The 20,098-nt window shown below is 71.5% G+C and carries 19 protein-coding genes; 7 read left to right on the forward strand and 12 right to left on the reverse strand.

Annotated features, from left to right (window positions below):
• Positions 1–283 precede the first annotated feature (283 nt).
• The gene (locus OG276_RS10190) at positions 284–895 is read left to right on the forward strand and encodes a YceI family protein (protein WP_266904125.1); all 612 of its coding nucleotides are present in this window, start codon (positions 284–286) and stop codon (positions 893–895) included.
• Positions 896–916: 21 nt separating this feature from the next.
• Here OG276_RS10190 and OG276_RS10195 read toward each other — a convergent pair whose 3' ends face one another.
• Positions 917–2,290, reverse strand: a complete 1,374-nt coding sequence (locus OG276_RS10195; RefSeq protein ID WP_266904126.1) for a hypothetical protein — start codon at positions 2,288–2,290, stop codon at positions 917–919.
• Positions 2,291–2,419: 129 nt separating this feature from the next.
• Between OG276_RS10195 and OG276_RS10200 the strand changes: the two genes are divergently transcribed.
• Complete coding sequence (locus OG276_RS10200; RefSeq protein ID WP_266904127.1) at positions 2,420–2,887, forward strand: hypothetical protein; 468 nt, start codon at positions 2,420–2,422, stop codon at positions 2,885–2,887.
• Between the two features lie 28 nt (positions 2,888–2,915).
• On the opposite strand, the gene cimA is transcribed toward OG276_RS10200, so the two are convergent.
• From cimA to ureA, 5 genes are all read right to left on the reverse strand, one after another.
• Positions 2,916–4,565: a citramalate synthase gene (gene cimA / locus OG276_RS10205; protein WP_266904128.1), complete on the reverse strand. Its 1,650-nt coding sequence runs from the start codon at positions 4,563–4,565 to the stop codon at positions 2,916–2,918.
• A 380-nt stretch (positions 4,566–4,945) separates the two neighbouring features.
• On the reverse strand, positions 4,946–5,566 hold the full coding sequence (locus OG276_RS10210; protein ID WP_250742438.1) for a TetR/AcrR family transcriptional regulator: 621 nt from the start codon (positions 5,564–5,566) through the stop codon (positions 4,946–4,948).
• Between the two features lie 32 nt (positions 5,567–5,598).
• The gene (locus OG276_RS10215; RefSeq protein WP_266904129.1) at positions 5,599–6,642 is read right to left on the reverse strand and encodes an agmatine/peptidylarginine deiminase; all 1,044 of its coding nucleotides are present in this window, start codon (positions 6,640–6,642) and stop codon (positions 5,599–5,601) included.
• A gap of 18 nt (positions 6,643–6,660) precedes the next feature.
• Positions 6,661–8,394 (reverse strand): urease subunit alpha, encoded by a 1,734-nt coding sequence (locus OG276_RS10220; RefSeq protein WP_266904130.1) that lies wholly within the window; start codon positions 8,392–8,394, stop codon positions 6,661–6,663.
• Positions 8,391–9,194, reverse strand: coding sequence for an urease subunit gamma (ureA, locus tag OG276_RS10225; RefSeq protein WP_266904131.1), 804 nt, complete (start codon positions 9,192–9,194; stop codon positions 8,391–8,393). The genes OG276_RS10220 and ureA overlap by 4 nt, the downstream gene beginning before the upstream one ends.
• 156 nt (positions 9,195–9,350) lie before the next feature.
• Here ureA and OG276_RS10230 point away from each other — a divergent pair, with 156 nt between their 5' ends.
• Positions 9,351–10,772, forward strand: a complete 1,422-nt coding sequence (locus OG276_RS10230; RefSeq protein WP_266904132.1) for a cytosine permease — start codon at positions 9,351–9,353, stop codon at positions 10,770–10,772.
• 93 nt (positions 10,773–10,865) lie between these two features.
• The gene (locus tag OG276_RS10235; protein WP_266904133.1) at positions 10,866–11,018 is read left to right on the forward strand and encodes a hypothetical protein; all 153 of its coding nucleotides are present in this window, start codon (positions 10,866–10,868) and stop codon (positions 11,016–11,018) included.
• 92 nt (positions 11,019–11,110) lie between these two features.
• Here the strand turns inward: OG276_RS10235 and OG276_RS10240 are convergent, their stop codons facing one another.
• The 4 genes from OG276_RS10240 to OG276_RS10255 all read right to left on the reverse strand — a co-directional run bounded on the left by OG276_RS10240 (position 11,111) and on the right by OG276_RS10255 (position 14,898).
• Positions 11,111–12,199, reverse strand: a complete 1,089-nt coding sequence (locus OG276_RS10240) for a branched-chain amino acid aminotransferase (RefSeq protein WP_266904134.1) — start codon at positions 12,197–12,199, stop codon at positions 11,111–11,113.
• 232 nt (positions 12,200–12,431) lie between these two features.
• Entirely contained in the window at positions 12,432–13,472 is a 1,041-nt protein-coding gene (locus tag OG276_RS10245) for a 3-isopropylmalate dehydrogenase (protein WP_250742445.1), read from the reverse strand.
• 149 nt (positions 13,473–13,621) lie between these two features.
• A complete protein-coding gene (locus OG276_RS10250) occupies positions 13,622–13,756 on the reverse strand; it encodes a hypothetical protein (protein ID WP_266904135.1) in 135 nt (44 codons plus the stop codon).
• Positions 13,757–14,016: 260 nt separating this feature from the next.
• Positions 14,017–14,898, reverse strand: a complete 882-nt coding sequence (locus tag OG276_RS10255; protein WP_266904137.1) for a LysR family transcriptional regulator — start codon at positions 14,896–14,898, stop codon at positions 14,017–14,019.
• Between the two features lie 99 nt (positions 14,899–14,997).
• Here OG276_RS10255 and OG276_RS10260 point away from each other — a divergent pair, with 99 nt between their 5' ends.
• Complete coding sequence (locus tag OG276_RS10260; RefSeq protein ID WP_266904139.1) at positions 14,998–16,011, forward strand: NADP-dependent oxidoreductase; 1,014 nt, start codon at positions 14,998–15,000, stop codon at positions 16,009–16,011.
• 119 nt (positions 16,012–16,130) lie between these two features.
• Positions 16,131–18,161 carry a phosphocholine-specific phospholipase C gene (locus tag OG276_RS10265; RefSeq protein WP_266904141.1) on the forward strand — a complete coding sequence of 677 codons (2,031 nt, stop codon included), beginning with the start codon at positions 16,131–16,133 and terminating at the stop codon, positions 18,159–18,161.
• Here OG276_RS10265 and OG276_RS10270 read toward each other — a convergent pair.
• Positions 18,158–18,703 carry a GNAT family N-acetyltransferase gene (locus OG276_RS10270; protein WP_266904143.1) on the reverse strand — a complete coding sequence of 182 codons (546 nt, stop codon included), beginning with the start codon at positions 18,701–18,703 and terminating at the stop codon, positions 18,158–18,160. The genes OG276_RS10265 and OG276_RS10270 overlap by 4 nt on opposite strands.
• Complete coding sequence (locus OG276_RS10275; RefSeq protein WP_266904145.1) at positions 18,700–19,263, reverse strand: SMI1/KNR4 family protein; 564 nt, start codon at positions 19,261–19,263, stop codon at positions 18,700–18,702. Before OG276_RS10275 ends, OG276_RS10270 begins: the two co-directional genes overlap by 4 nt.
• A 131-nt stretch (positions 19,264–19,394) precedes the next feature.
• Here OG276_RS10275 and OG276_RS10280 point away from each other — a divergent pair, with 131 nt between their 5' ends.
• Positions 19,395–20,096, forward strand: coding sequence for a nitroreductase family protein (locus OG276_RS10280; RefSeq protein ID WP_266904147.1), 702 nt, complete (start codon positions 19,395–19,397; stop codon positions 20,094–20,096).
• Positions 20,097–20,098: the final 2 nt, after the last annotated feature.

Consider the following 20,098-nt stretch of genomic DNA (forward strand, 5'->3'; position numbering starts at 1 on the left):
AAGCCGGACCCCAAAAACCCTCCGTCGAATCCACACAGTGTCGGGTGTCTTCCGCTGTCCGTCCCGGACAGAACCGCCGGGGGTGCAGCCGGGCCCACCAGGCAGGACCTTGGTCCATTGTCGGTTTCCCACAAAACTCCCGCCAAGCCGCCTCCAAGGCACCGCCAAGCCACGCGCAAGAAACCCAGAGGTTGAAATTTGAACGGAATGGGTCTAGCGTCGTTGTTGTTGAAAGTTCAACGAGTGCCGGACATCGAGCGGCACCCCCCACCAAGGAGCAGTCATGGGTCTCTTCACCCGCCGCACGCAGGACACCGCCAACACCGCCGTCGCCACCCTCGACGTGGACCCGGCCCTCGCCGCACTCACCGGCGACTACGTCATCGACGCCTCCCACAGCAGCATCGGCTTCACCGTCCGCCACGCGATGGTCACCAACGTGCGCGGCTCCTTCGCCGACCACGAGGGCACCCTGCACCTGGACGGTGCCGACCCCTCCCGCTCCACCGCCTCCATCGACGTGAAGATCGCCTCCATCGACACCGGCATCGGCGACCGCGACGGCCACCTGCGCTCCGGGGACTTCTTCGACGCGGAGACCTTCCCGCTGATGACCTTCCGCTCCACCGAGGCGCAGCAGCTCGGCGGCGACAAGTACCGCATCACCGGCGAGCTGACCATCAAGGACGTCACGCGCCCGCTCTCCATCGACCTGGAGTTCGGCGGCTCGGCCACCGACGTCTACGGCAACGAGCGCGTCGGGTTCGAGGGCTCGGCCGAGATCCTGCGCTCCGACTGGGGCCTGACCTGGAACGCGGCGCTGGAGACCGGCGGCGTGATGGTCAGCGACAAGGTGAAGCTGACCTTCGACATCTCGGCGATCAAGCAGGCGTGACCCCGGGCGGGGCCGGGGCGGCTAGAAGTCGCCCCCGCCGAACCCGCCACCGCCGTCGAAGCCGCCTCCGCCTCCGAAGTCCCCGCCGCCGAAGTCGGACGGGTTGAAGTCGGCCCCGGAGACGTCGCCGCCGTCGAAGCCACCGCCTCCACCATCGAATCCGTTGCCGCCTCCGAAGTCGGAGGCGTAGGCCGGACTGGACATCATCGAACCGAGCATCGTGCCCATGAGCAGGCCGGGCAGGATGCCGCCCCCGAAGTAGCCGCCGGCCCAGGGACCGTACGCCGGGCCGGCGTCGTAGTAGGGGCGCGGACCGTGCTCGGTGTCGACGGTGCGGACCGCCGGGTCCTGACCGTCGCGCAGCCGGACGGCGTCCGCCGCGCAGACCGGGACCGTACGGGCGGCCCCGCCCGACGGGGCCCAGGCGGCGTCCTCGGTGCTCGGCCCGTGGCGCGGGTCGAAGAAGCAGGGTGCGCGGCGCTCGGGCAGCGGGCGGCCCTGCCGGCGCGCGTCGAGGCGGGCCAGCGCGAACCGGCCGTCTTCGAGGGCCTGGGTGACCCCCTTGACCTCCTCCGGATGCTGCACGGAGGCCATGATCTGCTTGGCCTTCTCGTACGAGTCGAGGCCCTGCTCGTAGTCCGCGCGCATGGCGTCGTCGGCGCCGGGCTCACCGGGGTGGAAGTCGAGGCGCTCCAGCTCCTCGCCGAAGGCCGTGATGTCCTCGTCGACGACCACGCTCAGCCGGGCGATGGACTCGCGCCGGAGCTCTTCCTTCTTCTTTCGGTTGCGCTTGACCAGCGCGTACGCCCCGCCACCGCCGACGGCGGCCACCACGCCGAGCCCGATCAGGGCGCCCACCGGGGCCCCGCTGTCGGTGCTCGCAGTGCCCCAGGAGGCGGGGGCCTTGCCCTTGGCCTGGGCGAGGGCCTGGTCCACGAAGGCGTTGAGCTCGGTGTTCGCGTCCGTAGCCCCGCCCGCCTTGACGGCGTCGACCAGGTTGCGGACCGCGTTGCTCGGCATGACGGCCCGGTCGGCGCCGGCGTTGAAGCCTTCCCCGAGCCGGATCGCGTAGAGCCCGGTGATGCCGGTCTCGGTACGGACCGTCTTGAGCACGCTGGCGGCCGGGAACTCGGCGGTGGCGGGCAGCACCGCCACGAACACCGGCTTCCCGGCGTCCTTGATCTTCTGCGCGAGCGCGTCCGCCTGCGCGGGCGACAGCTGCGCCTCGGCGCGGGGGTCCACGTAGACCGGGCCCTTCTTGAGGGCCTGGGCCACGGTGGTGGTCCCGTCCGCCGCCGACGCCTGCGGGGCGACCAGCAGCGCGGTCGCCGACAGCGCCAGCAGCAGAGCGGCCAGCAGCGATCCCATACGTACGGATATAAGCCTGGTCCTCATATCCATGACGCTACCCGAACGGGTGCAATCCTGTGTGAGCTGGACATAAGGGCTATCGGCCCGCGCCGGTCAGACGTTCGACCTATGCTCCCGATCCAGGGGGTGGGGCCGGTGCGGCGCGGACTACTGATGGGACTCGCACTACTGAGTGGCGGACTGCTGACGGCATGCAGCCCGCCCACGTACGACCTCGCCGGGGTGTACAAGGACGACTCGGGGCAGCTCATGGTGGAAGCCGGGCGATGCAGCAACGAAGGGGAGATCACCGGGTTCTATCTGGCCGGCCCCCCGGTGGAGGGGTCGCCCTCCACGACCCGGACCACGGGCCATGTCCGCGGGGACAGCCGCCCGGGGCCGTTTCCCCTCCTCGCCCCGGTCCCGGGTCGGAACGGGGAGCCCGGGGCTCCGCCGTCCTTGGACGCGGGCAGCTATTACCTCAGCTTCGATGTGCTGGAGGACGGCCACTGGGTCCTGTACTCCTCCGCCACCTTGTTCGAGAGCAGGGACATCCAGGCCCTGGGCCCCGGACAGGTCTGGGCCGACGGCGAGGCCATGAGCCGCAAGCGCTTCCGCGCATACATCAGGGATGCCTGCTGACGCGGAAGCGTCCCAAGGGCGGCCGGGCCTACTCCGCCGGTTCCACGCCCGCGTGGAGGAGGCCGTAGGTGAAGGCGTCTTCCAGGGCCTGCCAGGAGGCGGCGATGACGTTCGGGGCGACGCCCACCGTGTTCCACTCGCGGGTGCCGTCGGTCGTGGTGACCAGGACCCGGGTCGTGGACGACGTGCCGTGTGCGCCCTCCAGGATGCGGACCTTGTAGTCGATCAGCTCGAACTTCGCGAGCTGGGGGTAGAAGCGCTCCAGGGCGACCCGCAGCGCGCGGTCCAGCGCGTTGACGGGGCCGTTGCCCTCCGCCGTCGCGACGATCCGCTCGCCCTTGGCCCACAGCTTCACCGTCGCCTCGTTGGCGTGCGTGCCGTCGGGGCGGTCCTCGACGATGGCCCGCCAGGACTCGATGCGGAAGTACTTGCGCGCCCGGCCCTCGGCCTCGGCGCGCAGCAGCAGCTCGAAGGAGGCGTCGGCGGCTTCGTAGGTGTAGCCCTGGAGCTCGCGCTCCTTGACCCGCTCCACCACCCGGGAGACCAGCGCGCGGTCCCCGCCGAGGTCGACTCCGAGCTCCTTGCCCTTGAGCTCGATGGAGGCCCGGCCGGCCATGTCGGAGACGAGCATCCGCATGGTGTTGCCGACGCGCGCGGGGTCGATGTGCTGGTACAGGTCCGGGTCGACCTTGATGGCCGAGGCGTGCAGGCCCGCCTTGTGCGCGAAGGCGGAGACGCCGACGTAGGGCTGGTGCGTGGAGGGGGTGAGGTTGACGACCTCCGCGATGGCGTGGGAGATGCGGGTCATCTCGGCCAGCGCGCCCGCCGGGAGGACCGTACGGCCGTACTTGATCTCCAGCGCGGCGACGACCGGGAAGAGGTTGGCGTTGCCGACCCGCTCGCCGTAGCCGTTCGCGGTGCACTGCACGTGGGTGGCGCCCGCGTCCACGGCGGCCAGCGTGTTGGCCACGGCGCAGCCGGTGTCGTCCTGGGCGTGGATGCCCAGGCGCGCGCCGGTGTCGGCCAGTACGGTCGCCACGGTCGCGGTGATCTGCGCGGGCAGCATGCCGCCGTTGGTGTCGCAGAGGACCACGACGTCGGCGCCGGCCTCGTGGGCGGCGCGCACGACGGACTTCGCGTACTCGGCGTTGGCCCGGTAGCCGTCGAAGAAGTGCTCGCAGTCGACGAAGACCCGGCGGCCCTGGGAGACCAGGTGGGCGACGGTGTCGCGGACCATCTCCAGGTTCTCGTCGAGGGTGGTGCGCAGGGCCAGCTCGACGTGCCGGTCGTGGGACTTGGCGACCAGGGTGATCACCGGGGCGCCGGATTCCAGCAGGGCGCGGACCTGCGGGTCGGTGGCGGCGGAGCCGCCCGCCCGGCGGGTCGCGCCGAAGGCGACGAGCTGGGCGTGCTTGAAGTCGATCTCCGCGCGGGCACGCGAGAAGAACTCCGTGTCGCGCGGGTTGGCGCCGGGCCAGCCGCCCTCGATGAACCCCACCCCGAAGTCGTCCAGGTGCCGGGCGATCGTCAGCTTGTCCGCGACCGTGAGGTTGATGCCCTCACGCTGGGCACCGTCGCGCAGGGTCGTGTCGAAGACGTGGAACCCATCTTCGACACCGCCGGGATCGCCGGGGCCCGAAGCCGGCGCAGTCGGCTCGGTCGCCTCTGTCGTCGTCATGCTGATCTGACTCCTGTCGGATGGGTGGTTCCGGATGCCCGCCCTCGGGCAGGCCGACGCCACTGCCCCCATCATCGCGCGCTGCCCGATCCCGGCATGTTCGTGGCCGGAAAACGAAAAAACCTCTCGCGGGTGCGAGAGGTCTGCGCGCGGGTCTGAGGCACGGTGGCCGCCTCCGCGAAGTTCTTCCGCGGCTCAGCGGCCACTGGGGACCGGCGCGCTGCTGTCCATAATCATGAGCTGAGCAGGCACGTCGGCAGTCTGCCATACCGCATGCCGCGGGTGGACAGGAATCTCAGCATGCGGGCACGTCTGTCCGAGGGCCGGAGGGCGGGGCGAGCGCGGGGCCAGGGGCGGGGCCGCCGTCCCGGGCCGCGATCTCAGGCTCCGGCACCCGGGGTCAGCGCCTCGCTGAGGAACTCGCCGACGTGCTCCAGGATGTCGCCCCGCCCTATCCCGGGCAGGCCGACGGCGACCTGGATGCTGAACCCGTCGAGCAGGGCCCGCAGCCGGGCCGCGAAGCGGTCCGGGTCGACCGGGCGGAACTCTCCGCGCGAGATGCCCTCGGCGAGCAGGGCCACCAGGTCGCGGTGCCAGGCGCCCTCGATGGCCCCCTGGCGGTCCCGCTCCCCCGGTCCCGCGTTCTGCGAGCGGTTCCAGACCTCCAGCCACAGGGTCCAGTGCGGATCCCGGGCGCCCTCGGGCACGTACAGGTCCACGTACGCCTGCAGGCGCTCGCGCGCCGGTCCGCGGCGGGACAGCAGGGCGCGGCGCCGGGTGCCGAGCGCCGCCTCGCTCCACTCCAGGGTCTGCAGCAGGAGCTCGTCCTTGGTGCGGAAGTAGTAGAGGAGGTGGCCGCTGCTCATGCCGACCTGGCGGCCGAGGCCGGCCATGGTCAGACCGTCCAGGCCGCGTTCGGCGATGGTGGCCATGGCGGCGACCAGTACGTCCTCGCGCGGCGGCGCGTTCTTGCGCGCGGCACGTACCTCACCCGCCACCATGGCCCACTCCTCGTCCCGGCCGCCCTCTCGGGTCAGACCTTCGGCTGCTGCTGGGTGATGCAGTGGATACCGCCACCCCCGGCGAAAATCGTACGTGCGTCGACGAGCGTCACGGTCCGCTCGGGGAACAGACCGCGGAAGATCTCCGCGGCCTCCTCGTCGCGCGGGTCGTCGAAGGCGCACAGGACCACGCCGCCGTTGCACAGGTAGTGGTTGATGTAGGAGTAGTCGACCCACTCCCCGTCCTCTTCCAGCACGGTCGGCGCCGGGATCTCCACGACCTGGAGCTGGCGCCCCCGGGCGTCGGTGGAGGCGCGCAGGATGGCGGCGATGGTCTTGCCGCGCTCGTGGTCCGGGTGGGCCGGGTCGGGCTGGCTGTGGACCATGACCACACCGGGGCGGGCGAAGGCCGCGACGATGTCCACGTGGCCCTGGGTGCCGTAGGTGCCGTAGTCGCCGGCCAGGCCGTACGGGAGCCAGATCGCCTTGGTGGTGCCCAGGTGGGCGTGGATCTCGGCCTCGACCTGCTCGCGGGTCCAGTCGGGGTTGCGGCCCTTGCCGAGCTGCACGGTGTCGGTGAGGAGCACGGTGCCCTCGCCGTCCACGTGGATGGCGCCGCCCTCGTTGACCAGCGCGGTGCTGTAGGTGCGGGTCCCGGCGAGGCCGGAGATCTCCCGGGCGATCTTCGAGTCGTGGTCCCAGCGGGCCCACTCCTGGGCGCCCCAGCCGTTGAAGGTCCAGTCGACGGCGGCCAGCTCGCCGGCGTCGTTGGTGACGAAGGTCGGGCCGATGTCGCGCATCCAGGCGTCGTCGAGCTCGCGCTCGACCAGCTTGATGTCATCGCCGACGACGGCGCGGGCGCTCTCCGCGTCACCGGGCGAGACCACCAGGGTCACCGGCTCGTACGAGCGCACCGCGCGGGCGACGGCGCCCCAGGCCTCGCGGGCTTCGGCGAGCTCCTGCTCGTTGGTGAAGGTGGGGTTGGGGCTGGGCCAGGCCATCCAGGTGCGCTCGTGGGGCGTCCACTCGGCGGGCATCCGGAATCCGTTGTCTACCGGCTTGGCGGCGTTGCTCATGGCAGGGGTCCTTAAGGCTTACAGGAAGTACAGGCGGTTGAGGGAGACCGATTCGGCGGCTTCGGAGCGCAGCGGTTCCCCGTCGAGGGAGACGAGTCCGCTGCGCGCGTCCACATCGACCGCGCCCACCCGGGAGTTGAGGAGCAGGTCGCCGGGACCGATGCCCCGGGTGCCGCGGACGGCGACCCGGCGCCTGCGGGTCGGCATCTCGTCGCTGCCCAGGGCCGCCGCGGCGGCCGAGACGAAGGCGACGGAGATATCGGCCGCGGTGGCCCCGTACGAGCCGAACTGCGGGCCGAGGACCAGCGGTTCGCAGGTGTCGGTGGCGGCGTTGGGGTCGCCGGTGACCCCGTAGGCCGGGAAGCCGGACTTGAGGACCAGCTGCGGCTTGGCGCCGAAGAACTGGGGGCGCCACAGAACGATGTCGGCGAGCTTGCCGACTTCGATGGAGCCGATCTCGTGGGACAGGCCGTGGGCGATGGCCGGGTTGATGGTCAGCTTGGCCATGTAGCGCAGGACGCGGGCGTTGTCGTCGCCCTCGCCGTCGCCGGCCAGCGGTCCCAGCTCGCCCTTCATCTTGGCGGCCATGGCGAAGGTGCGGCGGATGGTCTCGCCGGCGCGGCCCATGCCCTGGGCGTCGGAGGAGGTGATGCCGATCGCGCCGAGGTCGTGCAGGACGTCCTCGGCCCCCATCGTGCCCGCGCGGATCCGGTCGCGGGCCATGGCGGCGTCGCCGGGGAGGTCCGGCTTGAGGTCGTGGACGGAGACGATCATCCCGTAGTGCTCGGCGACCGCGTCCCGGCCGAAGGGCAGGGTCGGGTTGGTGGAGGAGCCGATGACGTTCGGGACGCCGGCCATCTTCAGGACGTTGGGGACGTGGCCGCCGCCGCAGCCCTCGATGTGGAAGGCGTGGATGGTCCGGCCGTCCAGCACCCGCAGGGTGTCCTCGACGGACAGGCACTCGTTGAGGCCGTCGCTGTGCAGGGCGACCTGGACGTCGTGCTCCTCCGCGACCCGCAGGGCGGTGTCCAGGGCTCGGGTGTGCGCGCCCATGTCCTCGTGGACCTTGAAGCCGGAGGCGCCGCCTTCGGCGAGGGCCTCGATCAGCGGGGCCGCGTCCGAGGAGGAACCGCGGGCCAGGAAGCCGATGTTGACGGGCCACGCGTCGAAGGCGTTGAAGGCGTGCTTCAGCGCCCACGGCGAGTTGACCCCGACGCCCCAGACCGGGCCGAACTCCTGGCCGATGATCGTGGTGACGCCCGCGGCGAGCGAGGCCTCCATGATGCGCGGGGAGAGCAGGTGCACGTGGGTGTCGACGGCGCCGGCGGTGGCGATCATGCCCTCGCCGGAGACGATGCTCGTCCCCGTGCCGACCACGACGTCGACCCCGTCGAGGGTGTCGGGGTTGCCGGCCCGGCCGATCGCGTGGATGCGGCCCTCGCGGATGCCGATGGAGACCTTGCGGATGCCGAGGACGGCGTCGATGACCAGCACGTTGCTGATCACCACGTCGCAGGTGTCGCGGACGGCGGCGGCCTTCAGGTGCAGTCCGTCGCGGGCCGTCTTGCCGAAGCCGGCCAGGAACTCGTCCCCGGGCCTCTGCGAATCGGACTCCACGCGGACGGTCAGCCCGGAGTCGCCGAGCCGGACGCGGTCCCCGGCCCGGGGGCCGAAGACGGAGGCGTACTCGTGCGGGTCGATGTGCCGGCTGCCGGGTGCGCAGTGGTCACTGTGGCGGGTCTGCTTGCTCACGCCTGGTCTCCGTCCGTGGCGTCGGTTCCATCGGTCGCGTCGGCTCCGTCGGTCGCGCCGGTGCCGTCGGTCGCGCCGGTGCCGTCGGTCGCGCCGGCTCCATCGGTCGCGCCGGTGCCGTCCGTGCCGAGGTAGCCGCAGGCGGCCGCGCGGCGCAGGGCTTCGGCCTTGGCGCCCGGGGCGTCCAGCGGTCCGTCGACCAGCCCCGCGAAGCCGATCGCGATGCGGTCCCCGCCGATGGGGACGAGGCCGACCTCGCCCTCGCCGTGCGGGTCGAACCGTACGGACGAGCCCGCCGGCACGCACAGCCGCATGCCGTACGCCGCCGCGCGGTCGAAGTCGAGGCGCGGGTTGGCCTCGAAGAAGTGGAAGTGGGAGGTGACGCTCACCGGCACCGCGGCGGTGTTGCGCACGTGCAGGTGGACCACGGGCTCCGGCTGGGGGGCTCCGGGGCCGGGTACGACCGCGCCCGGGGCGTCCTCGCCCAGGCCGACGGCGCCCCGGATCGGGGACGAGACCACCGCGAGGCGGGATCCGTCGTCGAAGACGGCCTCCACGTGCACCTCGGTGACCACGTCGCTGACGCCGGGCAGCACGTCGGCGGGGCCCAGCACGGAGCGGGCCTCCTCGATGGCCTCCGCCAGCCGCTTGCCGTCACGCGCGGCCTCGCAGACCGTGTCCGCGATGAGCGCGGTGGCCTCCGGGACGTTGAGTTTGAGTCCGCGGGCCCGTCGGGCCCTGGCCAGTTCCGCAGCGCTGCGGAGAAGCAGCCGGTCGCGCTCCGTAGGGGTCAGCCGCACGCCGATCCACCACCCTTTGAGTCGATGGGTTAGAGCATCACTCTAACTCTTCATTTCCCTGCAATGAAGCATTGACCTGAGACCAAGGCTTAGGTCACATTGAGTGTCGCTCAAACATTGCGTTGCCACCCCCCGCCCTGCCAAGGGAGTCCCCCCATGCCCATCGAACAGCGCGGAGTCGACACCATTCCGGAGGAGGAACGGACGAGCGGTCCCCGTGACCTGATCTCGATCCTCCTCGGCTCCAATCTCTGCCTCGGTGTGATCGTCTTCGGCTGGCTGCCCCCGTCCTTCGGACTGGGTCTGTGGCCGTCGGTCACCGCCATCGTGACCGGCACCCTCGTCGGCATCGCCTTCACCGCGCCGCTGGCGCTCGTCTCCCTGCGCACGGGGACCAACCTGTCCACCTCCAGCGGCGCCCAGTTCGGCGTCCGCGGCCGGCTCGTCGGCTCGGTGGTCGGGCTGCTGCTCTCCCTCGGCTACACCGCGCTGACCCTGTGGATAGGCGGCGACGTGATGGTCGGCGCCCTGTCCCGGCTCACCGGGCTGCCGGACACCGGCGTCTCCCGGGCCGTGATGTACGGCGTGCTCGCCGCGTGCACCGTGGTCGCGGCCGTCTTCGGCTACCGGCTGCTGCTGCGCATGAGCAAGGTGCTCTCCATCGGCATGGTGCTGCTGCTGGCCGTCGGCGTGTTCGCCTACGCACCCGACTTCACCACCGCCGCCCCGCCCGACACCGCGTACCTGCTCGGCTCCTTCTGGCCGACCTGGCTGCTCGCCGCCGTCGCGGCCGGGCTCAGCGGGCCCGTCGCCTTCATCACCCTGCTCGGCGACTACACCCGCTACGTCTCCCCGCGCCGGCACAGCTCCCGCAAGGTGCTCTGGTCCACCGGGCTCGGCCTGCTCATCGGGCTGCTGATCCCGCAGCTCTTCGGCACCTACACCGCGCTCGCCGCCCGGGCGGGCACCGAGTACGCCGGGCCGCTGGTCGGCGCCGCGCCGTTCTGGTACCTGGTTCCGCTGCTGGTCGCCGCGGGGGCCGGATCGGTCGGCAACGCCGGGCTGATGCTCTACTCCATGGGCCTCGACCTCGACGCCATCGTCCCCAAGGCCACCCGCACCACGGCCACCGTGATCGCCGCGGCCGTGGCCACCGCGTTCGTGTTCGTCGGCTCCTTCTCGTGGGACGTACAGGCCGCGATGACCTCGTTCGTGCTGCTGCTGACCGCGATCGGCACCCCGTGGGCCGTGATCACCCTCATCGGCTACGTCCGCTGCCGCGGCCACTACGACGCCGAGGCCCTCCAGGTGTTCAACCGGCGCGCCAAGGGCGGGATCTACTGGTTCCGCGGCGGCTGGAACATCCCGGCCACCCTCTCCTGGGCCGTCGGCGCGGGCATCGGCCTGCTCGCCGTGACCACCCCGTTCTACGAGGGCCCGCTGCTGGCCCTGACCGGCGGCGTGGACTGCTCCTTCGTCCTCTCCGGCCTGACCGGCGGCCTGCTCTACGCGGCCCTGACTGCCCGTACCGCCCCCGCCCCGGCGGCGGAGGCCGTCGAGGAGCCGGTGGCCGCCTGAGCCGCCGATCAACCCTTCGGCCCGCCGTGGCGTCTCCCCGTACAGCGGTGGCCGAACAGGACACGGCCGCCACCAACGACACGGAGGGGCGTCGTGGAAGAACTCGCATACGTGGCGGGAAGGATCGTCAAGGGAGTCGCGGGCCTGGCCTACGTCTTCGGTGAGGCCCTGGTGGGCCTCGGCCCGGAGGGGAAGAACCAGGAGCCCAAGAAGAAGCGCGAGGGCGAGGCGGACGAGAAGGGCTGACCACGCCCCTCCCGTCGCCCCTCGCATCCGAAAACCCGAAGGCCCCCCGCGCGATGCGCGGGGGGCCTTCAATCCGTTCGGGACGGGACGGACTAGCCCAGCGGGTGCATCCAGCCGTGGGTGTCGGCCTTGTGGCCGGTCTGGAGGTCCAGGAGGGCCTTGCGGAGCTTCATGGTGACCTCGCCGGGCTCACCGGTGCCCTGGGTCCAGTTCGCGCGCTCCGACTTGACGGAGCCGACCGGGGTGATCACGGCGGCCGTACCGCAGGCGAAGACCTCGGTCAGGGTGCCGTTCTCGTTGTCGCGCTTCCAGTCCTCGGTGGTGATGCGGCCCTCTTCGGCGGTGTAGCCGAGGTCGCGGGCGATCGTGAGGAGGGAGTCGCGGGTGATGCCGGGCAGGAGCGAGCCGGTGAGCTCGGGGGTGACGATGCGGTCGCCGTACACGAAGTACAGGTTCATCCCGCCCATCTCCTCGATCCAGCGGTGCTCGACGGCGTCGAGCCAGACCACCTGGTCGCAGCCGTGCTCGGCGGCCTGGGCCTGCGCGACGAGGGAGGCCGCGTAGTTGCCGCCGGTCTTGGCGGCGCCGGTGCCGCCCTTGGCGGCGCGGACGTACTCCTCGGAGAGCCAGACGGAGACGGGCTTGACGCCCCCGGGGAAGTACGCGCCGGCCGGGGAGGCGATGACGATGAAGAGGAACTCGTTGGCCGGGCGGACGCCGAGGCCGACCTCGGTGGCGAACATGAAGGGCCGCAGGTAGAGCGAGGCCTCGCCGGAGTCCGGCACCCAGGCGCGGTCCTGCTTGATCAGCGCGTCACAGGCCTCGATGAACAGCTCGGTCGGCAGCTCCGGCATCGCCATGCGGCGGGCGGAGGCCTGGAAGCGCTCGGCGTTGGCCTGCGGGCGGAAGGTGGCGACGGTGCCGTCGGGCTGCTTGTAGGCCTTGAGGCCCTCGAAGATCGTCTGCGCGTAGTGCAGGGTCATGTTCGCGGGGTCCATGGACAGCGGCGCGTACGGAACCAGCTCCGCGTCGTGCCAGCCGCGGCCCTCGGTCCACTTGATCGTCACCATGTGGTCGGTGAAGTGGCGGCCGAAGCCGGGGCTCACCAGGATCGCGTCGCGCTCCGCGGCGGACAGGGGGGTCGAGGAGGGCTTCAGCTCGATCGTGGGCGTCGTCGTCATGAGTGCTTGTCCTTCACCGGTTTTGTAGGGCGGACCGCGCTCACGGCGTACTAGGACGTCCGAGCTTCCCCGTTTTCCACGGCCTCGCGTTCGATTATCGCGCGCGAGGGGCACTTCGGTGCAACGGGGTGAATGCGGCCCAGGGGAGATGGTGACACCCGGGGCCGCACAGGAAAAGCCGCCGGGTGCGGTGGTCGCGACCCGGCGGCTTCCTGGAGGTGGGGCTACCGGGTCAGCCGGCTACTCGCGCGGCGAGGGCGTCGCCGATGGCGTCGGTGGAGCGGAAGGTGCCGTCGCGCTCGGCCAGGTCGGCGGAGACCGCGTCCTCGATGCGGGCGGCCTGGGCCTCGTAGCCGAGGTGGCGCAGCAGGAGGGCGACCGAGAGGATCGTCGCGGTCGGGTCGGCCTTGCCGGTGCCGGCGATGTCCGGAGCAGAGCCGTGGACGGGCTCGAACATGGACGGGAAGGCGCCGGTCGGGTTGATGTTGCCCGAGGCGGCCAGGCCGATTCCGCCGGTCACGGCGGCGGCCAGGTCGGTGAGGATGTCACCGAAGAGGTTGTCCGTGACGATGACGTCGAAGCGCTCCGGCTGGGTGACGAAGAAGATCGTCGCGGCGTCGACGTGCAGGTAGTCGGTGGTGACCTCGGGGTACTCCTGGCCGACCTTGTCGAAGATGTTCTTCCACAGGTGACCGGCGTAGACGAGGACGTTGTTCTTGTGGACCAGCGTCAGCTTCTTGCGCGGGCGGCCGTTGGCACGCTCGTACGCGTCACGGACCACGCGCTCGACGCCGTACGCCGTGTTCAGGCTGACCTCGGTGGCCACCTCGGCCGGGGTGCCGGTGCGCAGGCTGCCGCCGTTGCCGGTGTACGGGCCTTCGGTGCCCTCGCGGACCACGACGAAGTCGATCTCCGGACGGCCGGCGAGCGGGGTGGCCGTGTTGGGGAAGAGCTTCGACGGGCGCAGGTTGATGAAGTGGTCGAAGGCGAAGCGGAGCTTCAGCAGCAGACCGCGCTCAAGGACGCCCGACGGGACCGAGGGGTCGCCGATGGCGCCCAGCAGGATCGCGTCGTGGTGCTTGAGGGCCTCCAGCTCCGCGTCCGGGAGGGTTTCACCGGTGCGGTGCCAGCGCTGGGCGCCGAGGTCGTATTCCTTGGTCTCCAGCTTCACATCCTGGGGCAGGACCGCGGTAAGGACCTTGAGGCCCTGAGCCACGACTTCCTGGCCGATGCCATCACCGGGGATCACTGCGAGATTGATGCTGGTCGACATGGTGGAACCGTACTCCTTGTCCCATCCCTCAGACATATCGCGTCCACCATGTGGACGCGATATGTCCCGGGCCGGAGGGACGCTCAGCGGCGGGTCAGTGGCTGGTCAGCGGCCGGGCGGCAGCTGGTCGACGACCGGGCCGCAGCTGGTCAGTGACCGGTCGAGCCGCCGTTGTCGCGGCGGTCCAGCGCGCGCTGGAGGGCGGCGGCGGCGTTCTTGCGGTCCGCGTCGGCGGCGGCGGAGCGGCGGACGCGGCGGGCGGTGGTGGAGGGGGTGTGCGTCATGGTGATCGACTCCTTGAGATCACGGCGTGGCGGGGCCACGGATGAGGGGTTCCTTCAAGGCGCCGGAAGAGGCGGGGAGCGGTGCGCGGCAGGGGTTGCCTGCCATGGGGCGCGCGCTCTCGACCGCCATTCGCCGGATCGGCGAGACGTTCGGCTTCTACAACGTAGGCCAGCTCCCGCTGTATGTCTCCGCAATTACTCGGACTTCCTACTATCTGAGACGCCGTACGGCCCGAAAGGCCCCTGCGCGGGCTCCGATTTCAGCCGCCTACGGCACGAAGTTCCCTGATCAGAGCCCGTACGGCGAGGGTGGCGGCGGATTCCGGTGTGGTGACGTACCCCACGCGCCTCACCGGCCCCTCGGGGCCCAAACCGGTGACGTCGACCGCTCCGGTCGCCTCCCTGAGCGACAGCTCGGGCATGATCGCCATCCCGAGCCCCCGGCCGACCATGGTCAGCACCATCGCGTCGTCCTCCGCCTTGACGGTCGCCCGCGGGATCCAGTCCTGCGCCAGCCACCAGGTGCGGGTGTGGGAGCCGCAGTTCTCGTCCCAGTCCATCAGGGGCAGCGCCTTCGGGTCGGGATGCCCGGCCGGATGCACCAGGGCGTACGCCTCCTCCACGAGCACCCCGCTCAGCAGGCCGGGCGGCAGCCCCCGCGCCACGCCCAGCGTCGCGATGCCGAGGTCCGCGCGGCCCGCGGCCACCTCCCCGGCCGCGCCCGCGCCGAGCTCGCGCACCACCCGGACCTCGGGGCGGATGCCGGGGTGGCGGGAGGTGAGCCGTTCCAGGGCGGGCGGCAGCAGGTGCAGGGCCGCACTGCGGAACGCGGCGATCCGCAGCACGCCGTCCAGTGCCACCGGATCGGCGGCCCGGCCCGCGCCCCTCGTCTCCGAGCCCATGACCTCGTAGAGCCGCAGGATCCGGCGGGCGTGCCCGACGGCCCGCTCCCCCGCCGGGGTGGGCGAGGCGCCGGTCCGGCCGCGCTCGAAGAGCACCGCGCCGAGCTTGGCCTCGCTGCCGCGCACCGAGTGCGAGACGGCCGACTGGGTGAGGCCCAGCGAGGCGGCCGCGGCGGAGAACCCGCCGCGCTCGGCGACGGCCACCAGCACCCGCAGTTCCTGCGGGAGGAGCTCGGCCACGGGGCCTCACCTCGTTCTATGAGCGTCGTTCATGGGCCTGCGGCTTCCATGAGCCAAACCCCCTGCCCGGCCCGGCGATTCCCTCCTAGCGTCCTCGCCATGACCACGAACACCGCTCACGCCGTCCACCAGATCGCCCGGCCGGCCGGCTTCCCCGCCGCCGGCGACTTCGCCTACGTGCAGAGCCCCGTGCCCCGGCCGGGGCCCGGCACCGCCCTGGTGGAGAACCTGCTGCTCTCCGTGGACCCGTACCACCGCGGCCTGATGGACGGTGACGAGGGCGGCTTCGCACTCGGCGCCCCGCTGGAAGGCCGCTCGGTGGGCCGGGTCATCGCCTCGCGCGACCCCGGCCTCGCCGAGGGCGACCTGGTCTTCCACCGCGAGGGCTGGCGCACCCACGCCCTCGTCACCCTGGGCGCCGGCGGCACCCGCAAGCTGCGCGGCCACGAGGGCGTCCCGCTGGAGGCGTACCTCTCCGTCCTCGGCGGCACCGGCCTGACCGCGTACGCCGCCCTGACCCGCACCGCGAGCCTGCGCGAGGGCGAGGACCTCTTCGTCTCGGCCGCGGCGGGCGGGGTCGGAACGGCCACCGGCCGCATCGCCCGGCTGCTCGGCGCCCGCCGGATCGTCGGCAGCGCCGGGTCGGCGGCGAAGGTCCGCCACCTCACCGGGGTCCTCGGCTTCGACGCGGCCTTCGACTACCACGACGGGCCGGTCGGCGAGCAGCTGGCGCAGGCCGCACCGGACGGCATCGACGTCTACGTGGACAACGTCGGCGGTGACCACCTGGAGGGGGCGATCGGCGCGCTGCGCGAGTACGGGCGGATCGCCTGGGTCGGCGGGATCTCGATGTACAACGGCGACCGCTCCCCCGCAGCGCCCCGCAACCTCTTCGAGGTCGTACACAAGTCGCTGCGCCTGGAAGGGGTATTGGTTCGAAATCACACCAATCTGCAGGACGAGCTGGAGGACTTTCTCGTCCCCCACCTGCGCAGCGGCCGGATCGGTACCGACACCACCGTTGTACAGGGGTTTGATCACACGGTGGAGGCCTTCCGGGGCATGCTCCGAGGGGAGAATCTGGGCAAGATGCTCGTACGGGTCGACGGCTGAATCCAGCCAACCGGATGTTCACCGAGTTCTTACCGCACGGATGTAGACCTTTGGCGCTGCTGCCGCCACTCTTGCCGTCAATGTGCCAGCGGGGCACTTGAGTTGGAGGCGAGCAGCCAGTGACACCTATCAGCCGCAGAGGATTCGTGGGGATCGGCGCCGGGCTGATGGCAGGGGCGACCCTGCCCGCGATCGCGCCGACCTCGGCGGCCGCGGCCACCGCGTCGGGCACGATCACCGACGTGAAGCACGTGGTGATCCTGATGCAGGAGAACCGCAGCTTCGACCACTACTTCGGCAGGCTGAAGGGTGTCCGCGGTTTCGGTGACCGCGCGGCCGGCAACATCCCGGGCGGCTGGGGCATGTTCAACCAGCCGAACTGGGGCGGCCGCCAGTACCCGTGGAAGCTCAGCTCCACCCCGCCGGCGGGCGGGGTCGACGGCGAGACCCTCGCCCAGTGCAACGGCGACCTCCCGCACAGCTGGACCTCGCAGCACGCGGCCTGGAACAAGGGCCGCATGGACAACTTCGTCACCGGCGTCGGCAACACCCGCACCCTGGGGTACCTCGACCGCGGCGACATACCGTTCCACTACGGCCTCGCCGACAACTACACCATCTGCGACGCCTACTTCTGCTCCACCCTGAGCGCGACCGGCCCCAACCGCACCTTCCTGTGGAGCGGCAAGATCGACGCCTCCAGCAAGGACGGCGGCGACGAGTCCGGGCTGACCTGGGAGACGTACGCGGAGGCCCTGCAGCGCGCCGGGATGAGCTGGAAGGTGTACCAGAACGCCCAGGACAACTACGGGGACAACGGGCTCGCCTACTTCAAGAAGTTCACGGACGCCGCCCCCGGCAACCCGCTGTGGGACCGCGGCATGGGCTCCGTCCCCAAGGTCACCGGCTCCACCCCCGACGACATCGCCGCCGCCATCCGCGCGGACGTCGTCGCCGGCACCCTCCCCCAGGTCTCCTGGGTCGTGGCGAACGAGGCCTTCTCCGAGCACCCGTACGCCCCGCCCGGCGACGGCGCGCACTTCGTGGACCTGGTCTACCGCGCGCTCTCGGCGAACCCGGAGGTCTTCGACTCCACCGTCCTCTTCCTCAACTACGACGAGAACGACGGCTTCTTCGACCACGTCCCGCCGCCGGTCGCCCCGCCCGGCACCGCCGGCGAGTACCTCGACGGCGTCCCGATCGGTCTCGGCTTCCGCGTCCCGATGATCGTGATGTCCCCGTGGACCCGCGGCGGCTGGGTGAGCTCCGAGGTCTTCGACCACACCTCCGTGCTGCGCTTCATGGAGAAGTGGACGGCCGCGCTGGGCACCCCCGCGAACTGTCCGAACATCAGCGCGTGGCGCCGCAAGGTCACCGGCGACCTGACGGGCGTCTTCGACTTCGCGCACCCGGTCTACGGGGTTCCCGCGGGTCTGCCCTCCACGGCCAAGGTCATCGGCCAGTCGACCTGCGGCCCGCTCCCCAACCCGGTTCCGCAGGACAACGCGCAGCCGGCCCAGGAGGCGGGGACGCGGCCCGCCCGGGCCCTTCCATACCAGGTCAACGGGAACCTGGACCGCTTCGAGTTCGGGTCGGGCGGCAAGATCCTGGCCTGGTTCTCGATGACGAACGCGGGCGCCGAGGCGAAGCAGGCGGCCCACTTCTCGATCCACCCGCACCAGCACCGGGACACAGCCGCCTGGCAGTACACGGTGGACGTCGGCGCCACGTCGACGGACTACTTCAACATCGGCACCGGCAGCGGCTCCGGCAAGTACGACATCTCGATGTACGGGCCGAACCGCTTCCTGCGGCGCTTCATCGGCGACGCGTCGAAGGCGGGCAAGTCGATCGAGGTCGCGTCCCGCTTCGCGGTGGAGCCGGGCACCGGCAAGACGGCGCTCTACCTCAAGATGACGAACGCCTCGGCCTCGCCGGTCACCTTCACGATCCGCGCGAACGCCTACCGCACGGACGGCCCGTGGACGTACACCGTGCCGGCGAACTCCTCGCGCGAGGACTACTTCAACGCCGTCGCCTACAACAACGGCTGGTACGACCTCACGGTGCTCGCCGACTCCGACGGCACCTGGTCGCGCCGCTACACGGGCCACATCGAGACGGGCGCCCCGAGCATCAGCGGCAGCTAGAGCACATCGCCCTCGCGCCAGTCGAAGGACAGCGGCCCGGCGGTGGGATCGAGCAGCACCCCACCGCCGGGCGGCGTCCACACGTACGTCGACCCCTCCTCCTCGGGCAGCCGCTCGGGCCCGCGCGGCCCGAGCACCCCGATCTCCCCGCCCCACACCCGCCAGCCGCGGCCCGCGTACAGCCGGGCCCCGTCGGCGGAGGCGCTGAGCGCCCCGAGCACGTAGGCCCGCTCGACGACCCCCTCGACCGCCTCCATCACCACGCCGCCGAGCCCGCGCCGGCGCCGGTCGGCCCGTACGGCCACGGCCTCGACGTAGCCGGTGCGCAGCGCCCGCCCCCGGTGCAGCACCCGCCGCTGCACGACGCTCCCGTGCGCCACGAGCTCCCCGCCCTGGTGCACCAGCACGTGCATCCCGCCCAGCGCGTGCTCGAAGTCCTCGTCCCCGAAGTCCCCCTCGAAGGCCCCGCCGAGCAGCTCCCGCACCCGCCGCAGCTCCCCCTCGGCCAGCTGCGCGGTGTGGCGCAGCGATACCTCGTTCACGCCTGCCCCTCCAGCCATCCGGTGTACCAGGTACGGAAGTCGGGGCTCTCCGGCGTACGGCTGCCGAAGTCCTGGTCCAGGAACCAGACCTCGCCGGTCAGCGGTCCGTTGACGACGAGCCGGGAGTACATGCCGCAGCCGTGGTCGGCGAGCACCAGCGTGCCCAGCGTCAGGCCTTCGTCCGGGTCGTACCTCAGTCCCTCGTCGAACGGCCGGGGCTCCCTCATGGGGCAGGGGGCGGCCAGCCGGCCCGGCCTCCGGTCGTCCGCCCACTCCCCCTCGGCGGCCCCGTCCTCGTCAGTGGACGGGTGCGGGGTCACGAGCGGCATCAGTCCGTACGCGGGACCGGCGGGACCGTCACCCACGCGGGCGACGAAGGAGCGGTACTCCGGGGGCAGCCGGCATCCGTGCTCCTCCTCGAAGGCACGGATCTCGGCCTCGGGAAGCGGCGGAGCCAGCTCGTACCGGTGATTGCGGGCGCCGTGGCGCAGGGCCCCCGGGTCCTGCGCAGCCATCTGCCGCAGCCTCGTCCGTACGGCTCGCGCGTCCCATTCGCCCATGGCGCGACCGTAGCAAGCGCCGTCCCCCCACCGCTCGTATCCGCTATGCGGACATGAAATATCGCCCACCGGCCGGATTGGGCCGACGCGGCTCTGGCGGTCTGGACCATTGGCTCGGCAGACTCGGCCCCATGTCTCCCGATACCCAGCAGTGGACCCCGATCCACGGCCAGCCGTACCGTCCCGCGCCCTACCGCCCCGAGCGGATGCCGAGCGGGGAATCCCTCGCGCGGGCCGCCGAGTTGCGGACGCGGATGGACGAGCGCAGGACCGTACGCCACTTCTCCCCCGACCCGGTGCCCGAGCAGGTGGTCCGGGACGCCATCGCGTGCGCCGCGACCGCGCCCTCGGGGGCGCACCAGCAGCCGTGGACCTTCGTCCTGGTCAAGGACCCCGCCGTACGGGAGCAGATCCGCGCGGCCGCCGAACAGGAGGAGCAGCTGTCCTACGACGGCCGGCTCGGCGACGAGTGGCTGGCGGCCCTGCGCCCGATCGGCACGGACGCCGTGAAGACCCACCTCACCGACGCCCCGGCCCTGATCGTGGTCTTCCAGCAGCGCTACTGGCTCGGCGAGGACGGCACGAAGCACAAGCACTACTACGTCGACGAGTCGGTCGGCATCGCGGTCGGCATGCTCCTGTCGGCCCTCCACCTCTCCGGCCTGGCCGCCCTGATCCACACCCCGAGCCCGATGCGCTTCCTCTCCCACGTCCTGAACCGCCCCGAGAACGAGAAGGCCTTCGCGGTCATCCCGGTCGGCTACCCGTCGGACGACTGCGAGGTCCCGGACCTGATCCGCAAGTCCCTGGACCAGGTCATCGTCGAGGTCTAGGC

Origin of the sequence: Streptomyces sp. NBC_00086, from assembly GCF_026343255.1 — a bacterium.
Lineage (GTDB): Bacteria > Actinomycetota > Actinomycetes > Streptomycetales > Streptomycetaceae > Streptomyces.